The organism is Micromonospora sp. D75 (assembly GCF_018070405.1).
Classification (GTDB): Bacteria; Actinomycetota; Actinomycetes; order Mycobacteriales; family Micromonosporaceae; genus Micromonospora; species Micromonospora chalcea.
The window spans coordinates 1-17,712 of sequence record NZ_JAGPXV010000042.1 but is presented as its reverse complement, the minus strand read 5'-3'; the positions used below and the strand labels follow the sequence as shown (position 1 = coordinate 17,712).

Below are 17,712 nucleotides of genomic sequence, written 5' to 3'. Positions count from 1 at the left end.
TTCACTCGCCTATTCGTCGGCAGCGTCTGATTTGTATAAGAGACTGCCATCGACGTGCGGGTCTTTGTCTACTCATCCTCGCTACTCGGGTACCGCCTCGGACCTCCAGCTTCGCCCGGAATGCGGCGCTCGGCATTGCGCACGACCGGCCAACAAAGGGCCGAATGATTGCCGGTCACTGGACAACCGGTCCGGGTACCCCCCGGAGCTATGGTTGACGTGAGGAGGTTCCCGTGATCATCGAACGCACGATCCTCCCCGGCATCGGGGTCCGGCACACGCTGACCACCGACGAGGGCCGCCGCATCGGAGTGATCGACTACCAGACCGGCGGCCGGCGCGACATCGTCCACGACGACCCGGACGACCCGGATCGCATGGTGGCTCTCAGTCTCACCCGCGACGAGGCGTCGGCCCTGGCGAACCTGCTCGGCTTCCCGGAACTGGTGGCCGTTCCCGCCTGAGCGTCACGCCGGCAGCGCCTGAGCGTCACGCCGGCAGCGCCTGAGCGTCACGCCGGCAGCGGCTTGCGCGGCCAGTCCAGCGCCCGCGCGCCGAGGACGGCGGCGTGCAACGTGAACCGGTCCCGCGCGTCGGCGGGGTCGTACCCGCTCAGCGCCCGGACCCGGGCCAGCCGGTAGGTGACGGTGCGGACGGAGACGTGCAGCCGCCGGGCCGCCTCGGTGCTCACCTCGCCGCAGGCGAAGTACTCGTTCAGCGTGTCCAGCAGCGGCTCGGCGCCGCCGCGCGCCTGGGCCAGCGGCGTCAGCACCGCCCGGACGAGGTCCACCATGGCCGGCTGGTCGCGCAGCAGCACGCGGTAGATGAGCAGGTCGTGCGCGTCGATCACGGACGTCTCGGAGTGCAGCCGCCGCGCCGTGGTCAGCGCCTCCCGCGCCTCCTCGTAGGAGCGGGCGATGCCGTACACGCCGGGGTGCGGGCGGCCCACCGCCACCTGCCACGGCCGGCCCCGCACCAGGCGGTCCAGCTCGCCGTGCATCAGCGTGCCCAGGTTGCCGGCCGGCCCGCGGCCCCGGTCGGTGGCCACCGGGTCGGCCGGGGCGATCACCACGAGCAGCCCTTCCTTGGTAGCGACCAGCACGTCCCGGTCGCCCAGCCGGTCGAACACGGCCCGTTCCAGCGCGCTGATCGCCGCCTCCGTGTCCGGCAGGCGGCGACCGGGCGCGGCGAGCGCCACCTGGTGTACGCGGGCGAGGTCGAGCCCGAACGGCTCGGCCCGTTCCACCAGCCCGCCGAGGTCGGAGTCGCCGCGCAGCAGGTCGTCGACGAGTTCCCGGCGCAGCGACTCCTCCCGCCGGACCAGTTCCCGCCGGGCCACGGCGTAGCCCTCGGCGAGCGTGGCGACGGCGGTGTCGACCACCTGCAGCACGGCGTCGGCGGCGGCGCGCACCGCCTCGCTGTCGTCGGAGCGGTCCAGGTGCGGAAACTGCCGCCACACCCGCCGCGCCGCGGACAGGTAGAGGCGTACCGCGCGTCCGGCGGACACCCCCTGCTCGGCCGCGCGCCGGCCGAGGGCGCCCACCGCGTCGAGTTCGGCGCGGCGCGGACGGCGGCCGGTCACCGCCGCGTCGGTCAGCAGCCGCAGGTAGTCGCCGAGCAGTTCCACAGGTACGCCACCGGCGTCGGCGCTCGCCGCCCGGGCCACCTCGGCCAGCCACTGCTCGTCCTCGCCGCCCGCGGCCGGCGCCGGCCGGCGGACGTTGTCGGTCATCGCGGTCTCCCCGTGCCGGGCCGGCACCCGATGCCGGCCCACTGCGCCCAGCGTAGGCCGGGGGTCCGGCGCCGTCGGGCGCGACCGGCCCGCGCGGTCCGTCCGGGAGCGGGCGCGCCCGTTGTCACGCCCGCGACGGCGGGCCCGGGTCGACCACGAGCGCCGGACCGGTCCGCCGCCCACCCCGGGGACCGCGGGTCAGGCGCCGCGCCGCCCCCGCCGGGTCGTCGTCGGCCGCCACCTGATCGAGTACGCGCACCCAGCGCTCGCCGTGCGCGTCGGCGAACGCGGCGGCGACCGCGGCGACCCGCCGGCCGGTGACCGGCGACGGCGTCGCGCCCCCGCCCGGTGACGCGGACCCGGCCCGGGCAGTGGACCCGGCCCGGGCAGTGGACCCGGCCCGGGCAGGGGACCCGGCCGGTCGAGTGGACCCGAGCGCCGGACCGGCCGGCACTCCGGCGAGGGCGGCCCGGTCTGCGGCGACGGTGATCAGGTCGGGCGAGCCGCAGCGCGCCGCCTCCACCGCGCCGGACCGGTCCACACGCACGATCGTGGCGCGCAGGTGACCCGCCGGGGCGAGGTCGCGTACCGCCTGGTCGAGCACCCCGGCGAGGCGCTGCGGCGACGCTGCCGGCCGGGCGTGCCGGCGGAACGTCTGCTCGATCGCCCGCCGCCCGGCGGGCGTGTCCAGCGCGGCGCCGGTGACGGTGCCGACCAGGGCGAGAAGCCCGCCGCCGCGCAGCGGGACGGCGGCGCCGATCTCGCCGGGCGAGCCGCAGACCGCCAGCGCGGCGCTTCCCGGGCCGGCCGGCACGGTGAAGACCGCGACGTCCGTGGGCCCGGCGGCGCGCGTCACCGACGCGGTCCGGGTCCGTCGGCGGGCCCACGCCAGCAGGGGCACCGCGGTCAGGCTGAGCGTGGAGGCGAGCAGCGCCTGCGGGTCGCTGCGGTGGCCGGGGATCACCGGTACGAGGACCGACGCCACCACCAGCACGCCCGCCCACGCCGACACCAGTGCCGCCACCCGGGGCCGGGCCGAGACGCCGAGCAGGCCGGGCAGCAGCACCCAGCCGATCGGGGTGCCGACCTCGGCGACGCCCATCAGCACCGCGTTCCCGGTGGTGCCCGCCAGGGCGGCTCGCATCGGCAGCACGCCCACCACTCTATCGGGGCCCCCGCCGTACCGGCCGAGACCCAACCTCACTCCTTACCCTGTGCGGGACCCGGACGACACGACACGAGCGCGTGATTCTCTCGACATACCGTCGTGCCGCCTGGCCAGTTAGGGTTGACGTACCGAGCGTCGATCTTGAGGAGTGTGTGTGCTGGTTCTGGTGGCGGTCCATGCGCTCGCAGCCGTGATCGCCCCCGTGCTGGTACGCCTACTCGGTCGACGCGCTCTCTACGTCCTCGCCGCCGTTCCCGCCGCGGCGGGAGTCTGGGCACTGACCCGCACCGAGGAGGTCCGCGCGGGCCGGCCGGTCGTCGAGACGGTCACCTGGGTGCCGCAGCTCGGCCTCGACCTGGCGCTGCGGATGGGCACGCTGTCCTGGCTGCTGGTGCTGCTCGTCGGCGGCGTCGGCGCCCTCGTGCTCGTCTACAGCGCGCGCTACTTCCACTCCGACGACCCGAGCCTCGGCCGGTTCGCCGCGGTGTTCGTCGCGTTCGCCGGCGCGATGCTCGGCCTGGTGGTCTCCGACGACCTGCTGCTGCTGTACGTGTTCTGGGAACTGACCACGGTCTTCTCGTACCTGCTGATCGGCAGCGACCCCACCAAGCGGGCCAGCCGGCGCGCCGCGATGCTGCTGGCGCACGCCCTGTTCAAAGCCACCCTCTTCCTCGTCGTCGGCGTCGTCGACCACGTCACCGGCACCCGGGACCTGCGCGAGCTGAGTGGGCTGGGCCGCCGTGCGCCGGTGCTCGCGGCGGTCGCCGGGCTCGCCGCCGCCTCCATGGCCGGGCTGCCGCCGCTGTTCGGCTTCGTGGCCAAAGAGGCAGCGCTGGAGGCGTTCCTGCACGGCGGGCCGGTCGAACTGCTGGTGCTCGCCGGGGTGGTGGCCGGTTCGGCGCTCACCGTCGCGTACACGTTGCGTTTCCTCTGGGGCGCGTTCGCCGCCAAGCCCGACGTGCCCGACACCCCTGTCGAACGGATCGAGCCGGCCTTCCTCGGCCCGGCGGCGGTGCTCGCCCTCGCCGGCCTCGTGGTCGGGATCGCCGCTCCGGCGGTGGACCGGGTGCTCGCCCCGTACGCCGACCAGTTCCCCACCGCCGATCCCGGCTACCACCTCGCGCTGTGGCACGGCCTGACGCCGGCGCTCGGCCTGTCGGCGCTGGCCGTCACCGGCGGCGTCGGGCTGTTCCTGCTGCTGCAGCGCCGCCGCCCGCGCCTGCTGCGGCTGCCCTTCGACGGCGCCACCGGCTACGAGCGGCTGGCGAGCGCGGTCGACCGCGCGGCGGTGGAGCTCACCGGCGCCACCCAGCGCGGATCCCTGCCGTTCTACCTCGGCGTCATCCTGCTGGTGCTGGTGATCCTGCCGGGCGGGGCGGTGCTGGCCGGCCTGCCCTGGGCGCAGCGGTTCCAGCTCTGGGACACCCCGCTGCAGGCCGTCGCGGGAGCGGTCGTCGTGGTCGCCGCGCTGGTCGCCGCGCGCGCCCGCCGCCGGCTGACCGCCATGATCCTGGTCGGGGTGACCGGCTACGGCACGGCGCTGCTGTTCATCCTGCACGGCGCGCCGGACCTGGCGCTCACCCAGTTCCTGGTGGAGACCGTCACGATCGTGATGTTCGTGCTGGTGCTGCGCCGCCTGCCGCGCCGGTTCTCGGCCCGCCCGATCCGTGCCACCCGGCAGTTCCGCGTGGCGCTCGGCGTGGCCGTCGGCGTGGTCACCGCCGGCATGGCGTACGTGGCGGCGGGCAGCCGGGTCGCCACGCCGATCTCGGTCGGCTTCCCGGACGAGGCGGTCTCCTACGGCGGCGGCAAGAACGTCGTCAACGTGACGCTCGTCGACATCCGGGCCTGGGACACGATGGGCGAGATCGCGGTGCTGGTGGTGGCCGCCACCGGTGTGGCCAGCCTGATCTTCCGCGGCACCCGCGCCCTGGACCTGCGCAGCGGCATCCCCGGCGTCGGCCGGCAGCAGTCGTCGCGCCCACGCTGGCTCACCAGCGGCGCGACGTCCCGGCAGCAGTCGGTGATCCTCCAAGTCGTCACCCGGCTGCTCTTCCACGCCATCCTGCTGTTCTCCATCTACCTGCTCTTCTCCGGCCACAACGCGCCGGGTGGCGGGTTCGCCGCCGGGCTGGTCGCCGGTCTCGGGCTCGCGGTGCGGTATCTGGCGGGCGGGCGTACCGAACTCAACGGCGCCGCACCGGTGGACGCCGGCTTCGTGCTCGGCGCGGGACTGTTCGTCGCGGTCGGCACCGGCGTCGCCGCGATGCTGCTGGGCGGCGAGTTCCTGCAGAGCGCGACGCTCGACTTCCACCTGCCGCTGCTGGGCCACGTCCACTTCGTCACCTCCGTCTTCTTCGACGTGGGCGTCTACCTCATCGTGGTCGGCCTGGTGCTGGACATCCTGCGCAGCCTGGGCGCCGAGATGGACCGCCAGGAGGAGGACGACGAGCAGGAGACCGAGCCGGCCGGCGTACGGGAAGAGGAGCTGGTATGAGCCCGAACATTCCCAACCTGGTCTACATCCTGGTGATCGGCGTCCTGTTCGCCACCGGGGTCACACTGCTGCTGGAACGCAGCCTCACCCGCGTCCTGATGGGGGTCATCCTGCTCGGCAACGGCGCGAACCTGCTGCTGCTCACGGGGGGCCGGGCCGGCGCCCCGCCGATCGTCGGCACCTCCGCCCAGGAGGACATGGCCGACCCGCTGCCGCAGGCCATGGTGCTGACCGCGATCGTGATCACGCTCGGCATGACCGCGTTCCTGCTCGCCCTGGCCTACCGCAGCTGGCACCTCAACGGCCACGACGAGGTGCAGGACGACGTCGAGGACCGCCGCATCATGGAACTGGCCGACCGGGACGAGGGCCCCGGCACCGCCGACGCCGACACCGCGGACGGCGGCCCCGCGGACGGCAGCCCCGAGGCTCGGGTCCTGGCCGAGGCGGAGGGCGGCCGATGACCTGGCTCGTCCCGCTGCCGGTGGTGATGCCGCTGCTCGGCGCGGCCCTCACGCTGCTGCTCGCCCGGCGGGCCCGCGCCCAGCGCTGGGTCAGCATCGTCGTGCTCGCCGCCACCGTCGCCGTGGCGGCACTGCTCCTGGTCCAGTCGTCGCTGGACGGCCCGCTCGTGGTCGAGGTGGGCGGCTGGGTCGCGCCGATGGGCATCGTGCTCGTCGCCGACCAGCTCGCCGCGTTGATGCTCGTGGTCTCCGCCTCGGTCACCCTGTGCGTGCTCGTCTACTCCATCGGGCAGGGTATGGCCGACGGCAACGAGGAGACGCCGCTGTCGGTCTACCACCCGACCTACCTGGTGCTGACCGCCGGCGTGTGCAACGCCTTCCTCTCCGGCGACCTGTTCAACCTCTACGTCGGCTTCGAGATCCTGCTGGTCGCCAGCTACGTGCTGCTGACGCTCGGCAGCACCGAGACGCGGATCCGGGCCGGCACCACGTACGTCGTGGTCAGCCTGCTCTCGTCGCTGATCTTCCTGGTGGCGATCGGCCTGGTCTACTCCGCCACCGGCACGCTGAACCTGGCCCAGCTCGCCGACCGCCTGGACGCGCTGCCCGACGACATGCGCCTGGTCCTGCAGGGCATGCTGCTGCTCGCGTTCGGGATCAAGGCGGCGGTGTTCCCGCTGTCGGCGTGGTTGCCGGACAGCTACCCGACCGCGCCCGCGCCGGTGACCGCCGTCTTCGCCGGCCTGCTCACCAAGGTCGGCGTGTACGCGATCATCCGCACCGAGACGCTGCTGTTCCCCGGCGGACGCACCGCCGACCTGCTCATGGTGATAGCGGCACTGACCATGGTGGTCGGCATCCTCGGCGCGGTGGCCCAGTCGGACATCAAACGACTGCTGTCGTTCACGCTGGTCAGCCACATCGGCTACATGCTGTTCGGGGTCGGCCTGACCACCCCGCTCGGCCTGTCCGCGGCGATCTTCTACGTGGTGCACCACATCACCATCCAGACCACGCTGTTCCTCGCCGCCGGCCTGGTCGAACGACGCGGCGGCAGCACCGCGCTGGACCGGCTCGGCGGGCTGGCCCGGCTGTCACCGCTGCTGGCGCTGCTGTTCTTCGTACCGGCGCTCAACCTGGCCGGCATCCCACCGTTCTCCGGGTTCCTGGGCAAGCTCGGCCTCGTGCAGGCCGGGGTGGACGACGGCGGGTTCCTGGCCTGGGCGCTCGTCGCGGGCGGGCTGCTGACCAGCCTGCTCACCCTCTACGCCATCGCCCGGGTGTGGAACCTGGCGTTCTGGCGGGCACCGCACCCGGACATGCCGGAACCCGGCGACGCCGACCGGGCGGCCCGCACCGGCGGCGCCGAGCAGCCGCACGAGGGCGCCTCGCCGGCCGGGGCCGTGCTGCCCCGGCTGATGACGGTGCCGACCGCCGCCCTGGTGGTGCTCGGGCTGGCGCTGACAGTGGTGGCCGGGCCGCTGTTCGAGATCAGCACCGACGCCGCCGACGACCTGCTGCGCCGTGCCCCGTACGTGGAGGCCGTGTTCCCGGAGGGACCGCCGTGACCAGTCAGCCGAAAGCGCCGCTGACCCCCCGTGACCGCTGGCGCAACCGCGCGATCGCCGTGACCGGCCTGGTCACCGTCTGGGTGCTGCTGTGGGGCACCTTCAGCTGGGCGAACGTGATAAGCGGACTGGTGGTCGCCGCCGTGTTGCTCGTGGTCTTCCCGCTGCCCCCGGTGACCTTCGCCGGCCGGATCCGGCCGGTGCCGCTGCTGAGATTCCTGGCCCGCTTCCTGCGCGACCTGGTGGGCGCGTCGGTCCATATAGCCTGGCTGGCCGTCCGGGCCAGACACCCGCACTCGGCGATCATCGCGGTGCCGCTGCGGGTGAACACCGACCTCAACCTCACCCTCAACGCCGAAGCCCTGTCGCTGGTGCCGGGCAGCCTGATCCTGGAGGCCGACCGGCGTACCGGCACCCTCTACGTGCACGTCATCGGCATCCGCAGCCTCGACGAGGTGGAGCGCTTCCGGCAGAGCGTGCTGGAACTGGAGGGGCGCATCGTCGCCGCCGTCGGCTCGGCCGAGGAACTGGACCTGATCCGTCGATCCGCACCCACCGGCCCGTCCGGGTCGGTCGAGCTGGAAGGAGCACCGACGTGACCGTCGTCGCCGTGATCGTCACCGCGCTGCTCGTCGCGGCCGGTGGGCTCACCCTCGTCCGCATCATCCGTGGGCCGTCGATCCTCGACCGGGCCGTCGCCACCGACGTGCTGCTCGCCGTCGCGGTCGCGGCCATCGCCACCGAGGCCGCGTACAGCCGGGACGCCACCGCGCTGCCGGTACTCGTGGTCCTCGCCCTGGTCGGGTTCGTCGGCTCGGTGAGCGTCGCCCGCTTCGCGGCTCGGAGAAACCCGAAATGACGCTCGACACGATCCTGGACACTGTCGCCGGCGTCTGCCTGATCGCGGGCGCCCTGCTCTGCCTGGCCGCCGGCATCGCGCTGATCCGCTTCCCGGACGTGCTGTCGCGGATGCACGCGGCGGCCAAGCCGCAGGTGCTCGGGCTGCTGCTGGTGCTGCTCGGCTGCGCGTTGCGGCTGCGTACCGGGGTGGACATCACCACGCTGGTCCTGGTGGGCCTGTTCCAGCTCGCCACCGCCCCGGTCGCCGCGCACATGGTCGGGCGGACCGCGTACCCGCACGACGACATCCGGCGGGACCTGCTGATCACCGACGAGTTGGCCGGCGACATCGACCGGATCCGGGCGGACCGGGCCGGCGAGCCGCAGGACACGTCGCCGGCCCGCACGTCCTGAGACTCCGCCCCAGCGTCGAGGCAGGGAGCCCATGAGCGGCACGGTCTACGAGAACGCCCGCATCCACACGCTCGACCCGGCCCGCCCGCACGCCGAGGCGATGCTGGTCCGCGGCGAGCGGATCGTCGCCGTCGGCGACCTCGCCGAGTGCCGGGACCGGGCCGGCGGCGGCGCGCGCCGGGTCGACCTCGGCGGGATGGCCGTGCTGCCCGGGCTGATCGACAGTCACATCCACGCCGCGTCCTACGTGCGCGGGCTGGACCAGGTGGACCTGCGCGGCACGGCGAGCCTGGACGAGGCGCTGACCCGGATCGCGCGGCACGCCGCCACGCTGCCGCCGGACGCCTGGCTGTTCGGCGGCGGGTGGGACAGCAACAGGTGGACCCGGCCGGCGCAGCCGACCCGTACCGACCTGGACCGGGTCTGCCCGGACCGCCCGGCCGCGCTACCCAGCGTCGACGGCCACACCATCTGGGTGAACAGCGCCGCGCTGGCCCGCCTCGGCATCGACGCCGCCACCCCCGACCCGCCCGGCGGGCAGATCGCACGCGACGAGCACGGCGAGCCGACCGGCATCCTGCGCGAGGCGGCGGCCGACGCGGCGTACGCGGTGGTGCGCTCCCCGCACGCCGGTGACCTGGTCGCGCAGTTGCGCGCCCACCTGCCCCGGCTGCTCGCCGCCGGCCTGACCGGCATCCACGACCTGGACGGGCAGGACGCCCGCGCCGCCTACGAGACGCTGTACGCCCGGGGCGAGCTGCCGCTGCGGGTGCACAAGACGATCCCGGCCACGGCGCTGGACGAGGCGATCGACAGCGGCTGGGCCACCGGCGACGGGGACCGGTGGCTGAGCACCGGCCCGGTGAAGATCTTCACCGACGGCGCGCTCGGCTCGCACACCTGCCTGATGAGCGAGCCGTACGACGGCGAGCCCGGCAACCACGGCATCGCCGTCACCCCGGCCGAGGAGTTCGAGCGGCTGCTGGCCACCGCCGCCGGGGCCGGCATCGCGGTGGCGGCGCACGCCATCGGCGACGCGGCGAACCGGATGGTGCTGCGGGCGTACGCGCGCTGGCGCGATTCGGCCGGGCCTGGCGCGGCGCGGCTGCGGCACCGGATCGAGCACACGCAGCACCTGCTGCCCGAGGACGTGCCGTTGCTCGCCCGCTCCGGGGTGATCGCCTCGATGCAGCCCACCCACTGCACCAGCGACATTCCGCTGACCAGCCGGATGCTCGCCGGCCGGGACCTCGCCTCGTACGCCTGGCGCAGCCTGCTCGACGCCGGGGCCGTCGTGGCGTTCGGGTCGGACGCCCCGGTGGAGGACCCCGACCCGTTCTTCGGCGTGCACGCCGCGGTGACCCGGCAGCAGCCCGACGGGACCCCGCCCGGCGGCGTCGACCCGCACGAGCGGCTCGACCTGGACACGGCGCTGCGCTGCTTCACCGGGGCCGGCGCGTACGCCTCCTACGAGGAGCACCTGAAGGGGCGGCTGCGCCCCGGCATGCTCGCCGACTTCATCGCGCTGCCCACCGACCCGTACCGGGTGGAGCCGGCGCGACTGCGGGACCTGACAGTGGCGCTGACCGTGGTCGGCGGCGTGGTGCGCTGGCAGCGCTGACCGTGTCCCGCCCGGACGCCGCTGTCCGGGCGGGACACGGCTCTCAGGCGCCCTTCACCCAGCCGAGGCTGAACCGGGCGAAGTAGATGCCGCCGGTGTCGCCCACCTCGTACAGGTTGCCGACCGTGCCGTTGGCCAGCACCGCCATCGTCGAGTAGCCGGCGCCGCCGGGCTTGACCAGTGCCCGCGCCGGCCAGCTCGCGCCGTCGTCGGTGGACAGCCGTACGGTGAGGTCGTTGCGCGCGCTCGGGTGCGCGTTGTTGCTGAACAAGGCCGTGCGGGTCCGCACCGGCGCCCGGTTCGCGCCGACCTCGGCGGGCCGCAGGTAGGACATCTCGTCGGCGTTGCACAGCGGGTCGGTCAGCAGCGTGCTGGCCGTGGCCGGGCCGAACGTCGCGGCGCCGTCGGTGGAGGTGGCGTAGAAGCGGCTGCGGGTCGAGTTGTGCCGCATGTTCTGCACTATCGCGCCGGTGCCGCGCTCGATCACCTTGCTCTCGTTGATGTTCCCGCCGGCGGATCCGCCACGGCGCCAGGTCGCGCCGTTGTCGTCGCTGTAGATGTTCGCGGCGTGGCTGGTGCCGGCCGAGTCCCGGTAGGCGATCGGCTGGATCAGGCGGCCGGTGCTGGTCTGGATGCCGTGGCCGGAGGCGAAGAACACCTGCCGCCAGGTGGGGTCCTTGACCGCCGGGTTCAGCTCGACGGGCGCGCTCCAGGTGGCGCCGTTGTCCCGGCTGGTGATGTAGCGCAGGTGCATGCTGTTCGGGTCGTCGGCGGTGTTCAGGCCGGAGCCGCCGGACCAGAAGCTGATGCCGGGCCTGGGGGAGTAGGTGAAGAAGCAGTAGACGACGCCGGTGGCGCGGTCCACGAGCAGGCTGGGGTCGCCGACGCCCTCGCTGGTGGTGGGCGGGGCGTGGATGACCCGGGGCTGCTCGAAGGTGCGGCCGCCGTCGGTGCTGCGGATCATCACGATCTGGATGTTGTTGGTGCCGCCGCCGAGGTCGTACGAGCCGTTCACCCGGGCGTCGGCCACGGCGATGACGGTGCCGTTGTTGGTGACGGCCAGGCCGGGGATGCGGACCGAGGCGACGGTGCCGTCGTACCGGCCGCCCGTGCCGTTGAGGTCGCGGATCACGGTCTGCGTGGTGAGCAGCGTGGTGCTGGTCATCTGCGGGTTGCCGGTGGCCAGGTCGCAGGAGGTGGTGCCGCGCAGCGTGGTGTCGAAGCCGGGGGCGGTGACCCGCAGCGTGTACGGGGCGCCGGCGCCGACGGTCCAGTAGTGCAGGTAGTTGCCGCCGGCGGCGATGGTGCGGGTCCACGGCGAGCCGGTGCGTCCGGGCCACGTGACGGTGAAGTCCCGGGCGGTCGTGGTGCGGTTCTCCAGCGCGAGCTGGAGGCGGCCGTTGGTGCAGTCGAAGCTGGTGAGCGCGGACATGCCGGTGCCGCAGTGGAAGAGGCCGGAGGTGGTCTCGTCCAGGCCGGTCGGGGTCGTCGTGCGCAGCGTGTACGGCGTGCCGGGGGACAGCGTCCAGTACAGCTCGGCGCCGCTGCCGGCCGCGACGGTGCGGGTCCAGGGCGAGCCGGACCGGCCGGGCCAGGTGACTGTGTACGTCTGTGCCGTGGTGCTGCGGTTGTCCAGAAGCAGGAGCAGCCGGCCGGTGGTGCAGTCGGCGCCGACGGTGGCGCTCACGCCGGTGGGGGCGGCCTGGGCCGGGGTGGCGGGGAGCACCGTCAGCAGGCCGAGGAGGACGGCCAGGACGGCGGTCACCCGGCGTGGTATCGCACGGACAGGGGGCACGGGGGATTCCTTCCGGACGGGGGTGGGGATCGGAGCGATAGCATCAGACGTCGGACGTCCGATGTTGGGTACGTACGCTAAGCCGATCGATGGGACCCGTCAAGGAATCGGACGATGTGGACCGTGCACAAAGGGCGCGCGCAGGCCGGCCGGTCCGCGGCCGGCCTGCCGGTGTCCGGTCGCCGGGTCAGGCCTGGGCGGCGCGGGCGATGCTCGCCCGGATGGGCGCGTAGTGCTCGGCGATGGCCGAGCGCAGCGCCGCCGCGTCCCCGGCGGTGAGGGCGGCCACGATGGCCTGGTGCCGCTGGGCGGTGATGACCCGGTCCTCCGGCTCGGTGCGCAGGGTCGGCGCGACGATGGCCTGCACCTGCCAGAACGCCTCGGTCAGCTGGACCAGCAGGTCGTTGCCGAGCGGCTCCATCAGCTTCAGGTGGAAGGCCCGGTCGACGTCGAGGAAGTCCTCGCCCTGCGCCGCCCGGCTGCGCATCTCGTCGGCGAGCGCGGACAGCTCCGACCGGTGCTCCTCGTCCAGGGCGTCGATGACGGTGGCCGCCAGCCCCTGCTCCAGCGTCTGCCGGATGTCGACGACCTGGGCCAGTACGTGGTGGTCGTCCTCGCCGCTGAGCAGCCCTCGGAACGTCAGGCTCTCCACCAGGGCGTTGAGGGACATCCGGCCGACGAACGTGCCGTGGCCGTGGCGCACCTCGACGATGTCGAGCGCGGAGAGGATCTTGACGGCCTCGCGGACGCTGGAGCGGCTGGCGCCGACCGCCTCGCACAGCTCCGTCTCGGTGGGCAGGAGATTGCCCGGCTTGAGGCGGTTGTGCAGGATGTACTCCTTGATCCTGGTGGCGACCTCCTGCCGGCGAGGGCTCGGCCGCTCGGCGCCGCGTAGCGGACTGGCGTCAATGGTCGTCATCTGCCCCTTGCCCTTCGTTCCCGAATCTGACACCCTCACCCTACCGGCATCAGACGTCAGACGTCATACACCTTACACTTCACATCCCCGGCGCGAGCGGCGACGCGAGCGCATGAAGAGCCTATGGAGGCATCTACGTGAGCACCACCGGTAAGTCGCGGAGCTGGCGCGTGCCGCGCCGCCGCGTCCGCCCCCTGGCCGTCGCCTCCCTCGGAGCGACCCTCGCCCTCGGGCTGGTGGCCTGCAGCGGCGGTCCCGCCTCGACCAACGCGGTCAGCGGCGGGAAGGCGGGCACGTCGATCGAGGCCACCCTGGCGTTCACGCTCTCCAGCGGTTTCGACCCGGGCAACGCCTCCTCCGCCGTGGCGACCGCCGTCAACCAGCACGTCTTCGAGGGTCTCGTGGACCTCGACCCGATCACGCGGGAACCCTACAACGCGCTGGCCAAGAGCGACCCGACGCCCGGCGCCGACGGCCTCACGTACACCGTGACGCTGCGCGACGGCGCGAAGTTCTCCGACGGCACCCCCGTCACCGCCGAGGACGTCGCCTGGTCGTTCACCCGCGTGCTGAAGCCGGCGGACCCGAAGGCGCCGCCGCTGATGCAGGGCTTCGTCTCGTTCCTCGACAGCGTCACCGCCAAGGACGCGGCCACCGTCGAGTTCAAGCTGAAGTACCCGTTCGCCCTGTTCAGCGAGCGGATCTCGGTCATCAAGACGATGACGTGGAACACCACCACCGAGGCGTCGGCCCGGGTGTCGGACCTGCAGGGCGGCCGCGTGCAGGCCATCGAGGCCGTGCCGTACCTGAACGTCGACTCGCTCAAGGACAAGTACACGATCGACGTGAAGCAGGCCTTCAACCAGGTCTTCCTCATGTTCAACAACGCCGCCGCGCCGTTCAGCGACAAGCGCGTCCGCCAGGCCCTGCACTACGCCATCGACAAGGACGCGGTCATCAAGACCGCGCTCAACGGCTACGGCAGCCCGGCGACCAGCTACCTCGACGAGGGCAACAAGGCGTACCAGAAGGCCGCCACCGTCTACGACTACAACCCGGACAAGGCCAAGGCCCTGCTCCAGGAGGCCGGCGTCACCAACCTGTCGTTCCGGCTCGACACCACCGACAACTCGGTGGTCAAGGACGTCGCCCCCCTGGTCATCGAGCAGTGGAAGAAGATCGGCGTCAACGCCACGCTCAACACCGTGCCGTCCTCGGCCATCTACGGCGACATCGTCCCCAAGGACACATTCCGGGTGCTCATGGCCACCGGTGACCCGAGCGTCTTCGGCGTCGACACCGACCTGCTGATGCGCTGGTACTACTTCGGCGAGACCTGGCCGGGCCAGCGTTACCGCTGGAGCGACGCCAACCGCAAGGCCATGGGCGACCTGCTGGACAAGGCCGCGCAGACCTCCGACGAGGCGGCCCGCAAGGCGCTGTGGAAGCAGGCCCTGGACATGGTGGCGGACGACGCCCCGCTCTACCCGATCCTGCACACCAAGGTCGTCACCGCGTACGACCCGGCCAAGCTCGACGGCTTCTCGGGCGCCTCGACCACCGGCCTGTACTTCCTGGGCACCGGCCGGACCGGCTGAGCCCACTCGGGGCTCCGCCCCCGCCTCCGTCCCGTCCGGCCGCACGTGACCCGTGCGGCCGGACGGGACGCCCCGGCGCCCCGCCACGAGAAAGAGAATCCATGCTGACCGTCCTGAACCTGGTCGCACGACGATTCCTGACGCTGATCCCCCTGGTGCTGGGCATCACGCTCTTCGTCTTCGTGATCATGCAGTTCTCCCCGATCGACCCGGCGCTGTCCGTCCTCGGCGACCAGGCCACGCCGGCGCAGGTCGAGGCGTTCCGCGCCGCGAACGGGCTGAACGACCCGCTGCCGCTGCGCTACCTGCACTTCCTCGGCGACCTCGTCCGCGGCGACCTCGGCATGACGTTCCCGCCGTCGGTCCCGGTCGCCGAGAAGATCGCCATGGCGTTGCCGCTGACCATCCAGCTCACCGCGCTCGGCGTCGTCGGCGCGCTGGTCATCGCGCTGGCCCTCGGCATCCCGGCCGCCCTGTACCGGGACCGCTGGCCCGACCAGGTCATCCGGATCGTCTCCATGGCCGGCATCGCCACGCCTTCGTTCTGGCTGGCCCTGCTGTTCATCCAGGAGTTCTCGGTCCGCCGCCCGATCTTCCCGACCGGTGGATACGTCAACCCCGCCGACTCGGTCGGCCTCTGGCTGCAGTCCCTCGCGCTGCCCGCGCTGGCGCTGGCCGTACCGGTCGGCTGCTCGCTGGCCCGCATCGTCCGCACGTCGATGGTCGAGGAACTCGACAAGGACTACGTCCGCACCGCCGTCGGCGCCGGACTGCCACCGCGCGTGGTGATCGGCCGCAACGTGCTGCGCAACGCGCTGGTCAACCCGCTCACCGCGCTCGGCCTGCGGATCGGCTACCTCATCGGCGGCACCGTCGTCATCGAGGCCATCTTCTCGCTGCCCGGCATGGGCACCCAGATCATGAGCGCCGTCCAGCAGAACGACACCGCGCTCGCCCAGGGCACCGTGCTCACCATCGCGCTGTGCTTCGTCCTGGTGAACCTGGTCGTCGACATCCTCTACCTCTTCGCCAACCCCCGACTGCGCGGAGGCCACTGATGCGCCGGTCCCTCACCACGCGGCTGTCCCGCCCCGGCATGGCCTTCGCCCGGCTCGGTCTCGCGGCCCGGTTCGCGCTCGGCTTCGTCGCGCTCATCGTCGTGGTCGGCGTGCTCGCCCCGCTGCTGCTGCGCCACGACCCCACCCAGACCGGCCTCGGACCGGCGCTGACCGGCCCGAACGGCGACTTCTGGTTCGGCCTGGACAAACTCGGCCGCGACGTCTTCTCCCGGCTGGTCGCCGGCACCCGGCGCTCCCTGATCGTCGGTTTCGGCGCGGCCGGCATCGCGCTGGTGCTCGGCGCGATCCTCGGCGCGCTCGCCGGCAGCAGCCGCACCGTCGTCGACGAGATCATCATGCGCTGCCTCGACGTGGTCATGGCCTTCCCCACGATCGTGCTCTCCGCGCTGCTGATCATCTCGTTCGGCAAGAACAGCCTGCTGGTCCTCGTCATCGCGATCGGGTTCGTGTTCACCCCGTCGGTCGCGCGCATCGTCCGCGCCAACGTGCTGTCCCAGTACGGCGAGGACTACGTGGCCGCCGAGCGCATCATCGGCGCCCGCCGCCCGCACATCCTCTGGCGGCACGTCCTGCGCAACTGCGCCGCCCCGATCCTCGTCTTCGTCACCGTCATGGTGGCCGACGCGATCGTCTTCGAGGCGTCCCTGTCCTTCATCGGCGGCGGCCTCGCCCCGCAGGAGGCGGCCTCCTCGTGGGGCTCGGTCATCGCCTTCGGCAAGGAGATGGTGCAGATCGGCGGCTGGTGGGCCACGTTCTTCCCCGGCCTGCTGATCCTGCTCACCGTGCTGGCGCTCAACGTGCTCTCCGAGGGCATGTCCGACGCCTGGGCCGCCCCGGCAGCGCGCCGCGCCACGTCCACCACCAGCGGTGACGCGCTGGAGCAGGCGCAGCCCGGCACCGGCGAGGTGGTCGAGCTGCCCGGCCTCGCCGAGGCGGCGCAGCGGCTGCGTGAGCGCGCCCGCCCGCTGCCGCAGGGCAAGCCGGTCCTTCAGGTCAGCGACCTGTCCATCGGCTTCGAGGGCCGCCACCGCGGCGTCGACATCGTCGACGGGCTCACCTTCGACGTACGCCCCGGCGAGGTCGTCGGCCTGTTGGGGGAGTCCGGCTCCGGCAAGTCGCTGAGCGTCCTCGCCGTCATGGGTCTGCTGCCGCAGGGCGCCCGGGTACGCGGCGAGATCCGCTTCCAGGACACGGACCTGCTGAAACTCAACGCCAAGGGCCGCCGCGCCCTGATGGGCCGCGAGATCGCCATGGTCTACCAGGACGCGCTGTCGGCGCTGAACCCGGCGCTGCGCGTCGGCGCCCAGCTCGCCCAGATGATCCGCCGCGGCGGCACCCGCTCGGCCGAGGAACTGATGCGGCTGGTCGGGCTGGACCCGCGGCGCACGCTCGCCGCGTACCCGCACGAGCTGTCCGGCGGGCAGCGGCAGCGCGTGGTGATCGCCATGGCGCTGTCCCGTGACCCGAAGCTGATCATCGCGGACGAGCCGACCACAGCGCTCGACGTCACCGTGCAGGCCCAGGTGATGGCGCTGCTGCTGGAGCTGCGCGAGCGGCTCGGCTTCGCCCTCATCCTGGTCAGCCACGACCTCGCCCTGGTCAGCGACGTCTGCGACCGGGTCGTGGTGATGTACGGCGGGCAGATCGTGGAGACCGGCGTGACCGCCGACGTGATGGAGGCGCCCGCCCACCACTACGCCCGCGGGCTGCTCGGCTCGGTCCTGTCCCTGGAGACCGGCGCGGAACGGCTCACCCAGATCCGCGGCGTGGTGCCCTCACCGGCCGACTTCCCGAAGGGTTGCCGGTTCTCCGACCGCTGCCCGATGGCGACCGAGATCTGCCGGGACACCGCGCCCACCATGGCGGGCACGGACGGCCACGGGTACGCCTGCCACCACCCCGCCGTCACCGTCAGCGAGAAGGAGCCGGCCCGATGAGCGCCACCGCCGAGCACCGGCCGATCGCCGAGCTGAGCGACGTGCACGTGGTGCACGCCGCGCGCGGCGGCGGCATGTTC

At 73.0% G+C, this 17,712-nt stretch carries 15 protein-coding genes; 11 read left to right on the top strand and 4 right to left on the bottom strand.

Annotated elements, in window-relative coordinates:
• Positions 1 to 233 precede the first annotated feature (233 nt).
• Positions 234 to 464, top strand: a complete 231-nt coding sequence (locus tag KBX39_RS04730; RefSeq protein WP_043324761.1) for a hypothetical protein — start codon at positions 234 to 236, stop codon at positions 462 to 464.
• A gap of 47 nt (positions 465 to 511) precedes the next feature.
• Here KBX39_RS04730 and KBX39_RS04725 read toward each other — a convergent pair whose 3' ends face one another.
• Both KBX39_RS04725 and KBX39_RS04720 read right to left on the bottom strand, forming a co-directional pair.
• Positions 512 to 1,732 (bottom strand): CdaR family transcriptional regulator, encoded by a 1,221-nt coding sequence (locus tag KBX39_RS04725; protein ID WP_064446529.1) that lies wholly within the window; start codon positions 1,730 to 1,732, stop codon positions 512 to 514.
• Between the two features lie 124 nt (positions 1,733 to 1,856).
• The gene (locus KBX39_RS04720) at positions 1,857 to 2,876 is read right to left on the bottom strand and encodes a SpoIIE family protein phosphatase (RefSeq protein WP_210869335.1); all 1,020 of its coding nucleotides are present in this window, start codon (positions 2,874 to 2,876) and stop codon (positions 1,857 to 1,859) included.
• 178 nt (positions 2,877 to 3,054) lie between these two features.
• On the opposite strand from KBX39_RS04720, the gene mbhE reads away from it, so the two are divergent.
• Genes mbhE through KBX39_RS04685 form a run of 7 tightly spaced genes read left to right on the top strand, consistent with a single transcriptional unit; the run spans position 3,055 to position 10,304 of the window.
• A complete protein-coding gene (mbhE, locus tag KBX39_RS04715) occupies positions 3,055 to 5,397 on the top strand; it encodes a hydrogen gas-evolving membrane-bound hydrogenase subunit E (RefSeq protein ID WP_210869333.1) in 2,343 nt (780 codons plus the stop codon).
• Entirely contained in the window at positions 5,394 to 5,861 is a 468-nt protein-coding gene (locus KBX39_RS04710; RefSeq protein WP_210869330.1) for a Na(+)/H(+) antiporter subunit C, read from the top strand. Before mbhE ends, KBX39_RS04710 begins: the two co-directional genes overlap by 4 nt.
• The gene (locus KBX39_RS04705; protein WP_064446269.1) at positions 5,858 to 7,429 is read left to right on the top strand and encodes a Na+/H+ antiporter subunit D; all 1,572 of its coding nucleotides are present in this window, start codon (positions 5,858 to 5,860) and stop codon (positions 7,427 to 7,429) included. The genes KBX39_RS04710 and KBX39_RS04705 overlap by 4 nt, the downstream gene beginning before the upstream one ends.
• Positions 7,426 to 8,028 (top strand): Na+/H+ antiporter subunit E, encoded by a 603-nt coding sequence (locus tag KBX39_RS04700; protein WP_210869329.1) that lies wholly within the window; start codon positions 7,426 to 7,428, stop codon positions 8,026 to 8,028. Before KBX39_RS04705 ends, KBX39_RS04700 begins: the two co-directional genes overlap by 4 nt.
• The gene (locus tag KBX39_RS04695) at positions 8,025 to 8,288 is read left to right on the top strand and encodes a monovalent cation/H+ antiporter complex subunit F (RefSeq protein WP_043324755.1); all 264 of its coding nucleotides are present in this window, start codon (positions 8,025 to 8,027) and stop codon (positions 8,286 to 8,288) included. Before KBX39_RS04700 ends, KBX39_RS04695 begins: the two co-directional genes overlap by 4 nt.
• Entirely contained in the window at positions 8,285 to 8,683 is a 399-nt protein-coding gene (gene mnhG, locus KBX39_RS04690) for a monovalent cation/H(+) antiporter subunit G (RefSeq protein WP_043324754.1), read from the top strand. The genes KBX39_RS04695 and mnhG overlap by 4 nt, the downstream gene beginning before the upstream one ends.
• 31 nt (positions 8,684 to 8,714) lie before the next feature.
• Positions 8,715 to 10,304: an amidohydrolase gene (locus KBX39_RS04685; protein WP_187694147.1), complete on the top strand. Its 1,590-nt coding sequence runs from the start codon at positions 8,715 to 8,717 to the stop codon at positions 10,302 to 10,304.
• 43 nt (positions 10,305 to 10,347) lie between these two features.
• Here the strand turns inward: KBX39_RS04685 and KBX39_RS04680 are convergent, their stop codons facing one another.
• Together KBX39_RS04680 and KBX39_RS04675 are read right to left on the bottom strand one after the other, a co-directional pair.
• On the bottom strand, positions 10,348 to 12,069 hold the full coding sequence (locus KBX39_RS04680) for an exo-alpha-sialidase (RefSeq protein ID WP_210869326.1): 1,722 nt from the start codon (positions 12,067 to 12,069) through the stop codon (positions 10,348 to 10,350).
• A gap of 217 nt (positions 12,070 to 12,286) precedes the next feature.
• The gene (locus tag KBX39_RS04675) at positions 12,287 to 13,018 is read right to left on the bottom strand and encodes a FadR/GntR family transcriptional regulator (RefSeq protein ID WP_043324750.1); all 732 of its coding nucleotides are present in this window, start codon (positions 13,016 to 13,018) and stop codon (positions 12,287 to 12,289) included.
• A gap of 137 nt (positions 13,019 to 13,155) precedes the next feature.
• Here KBX39_RS04675 and KBX39_RS04670 point away from each other — a divergent pair, with 137 nt between their 5' ends.
• The 3 genes from KBX39_RS04670 (at position 13,156) to KBX39_RS04660 (ending at position 17,632) form a co-directional block, all read left to right on the top strand.
• Entirely contained in the window at positions 13,156 to 14,616 is a 1,461-nt protein-coding gene (locus KBX39_RS04670) for an ABC transporter substrate-binding protein (protein WP_210869324.1), read from the top strand.
• Positions 14,617 to 14,717: 101 nt separating this feature from the next.
• Positions 14,718 to 15,674 carry an ABC transporter permease gene (locus KBX39_RS04665; protein ID WP_064446265.1) on the top strand — a complete coding sequence of 319 codons (957 nt, stop codon included), beginning with the start codon at positions 14,718 to 14,720 and terminating at the stop codon, positions 15,672 to 15,674.
• Positions 15,674 to 17,632 (top strand): dipeptide/oligopeptide/nickel ABC transporter permease/ATP-binding protein, encoded by a 1,959-nt coding sequence (locus tag KBX39_RS04660; protein ID WP_210869322.1) that lies wholly within the window; start codon positions 15,674 to 15,676, stop codon positions 17,630 to 17,632. Before KBX39_RS04665 ends, KBX39_RS04660 begins: the two co-directional genes overlap by 1 nt.
• Positions 17,633 to 17,712: the final 80 nt, after the last annotated feature.

Excerpts from the sequence above, each read along its gene's own strand:
- KBX39_RS04725 (WP_064446529.1), bottom strand. The coding sequence starts at position 1,732 with ATGACCGACAACGTCCGCCGGCCGGCGCCGGCCGCGGGCGGCGAGGAC.
- KBX39_RS04720 (WP_210869335.1), bottom strand. The coding sequence starts at position 2,876 with ATGCGAGCCGCCCTGGCGGGCACCACCGGGAACGCGGTGCTGATGGGC.
- KBX39_RS04710 (WP_210869330.1), top strand. The coding sequence starts at position 5,394 with ATGAGCCCGAACATTCCCAACCTGGTCTACATCCTGGTGATCGGCGTC.
- KBX39_RS04705 (WP_064446269.1), top strand. The coding sequence starts at position 5,858 with ATGACCTGGCTCGTCCCGCTGCCGGTGGTGATGCCGCTGCTCGGCGCG.
- mnhG (WP_043324754.1), top strand. The coding sequence starts at position 8,285 with ATGACGCTCGACACGATCCTGGACACTGTCGCCGGCGTCTGCCTGATC.
- KBX39_RS04685 (WP_187694147.1), top strand. The coding sequence starts at position 8,715 with ATGAGCGGCACGGTCTACGAGAACGCCCGCATCCACACGCTCGACCCG.
- KBX39_RS04675 (WP_043324750.1), bottom strand. The coding sequence starts at position 13,018 with ATGACGACCATTGACGCCAGTCCGCTACGCGGCGCCGAGCGGCCGAGC.
- KBX39_RS04665 (WP_064446265.1), top strand. The coding sequence starts at position 14,718 with ATGCTGACCGTCCTGAACCTGGTCGCACGACGATTCCTGACGCTGATC.
- KBX39_RS04660 (WP_210869322.1), top strand. The coding sequence starts at position 15,674 with ATGCGCCGGTCCCTCACCACGCGGCTGTCCCGCCCCGGCATGGCCTTC.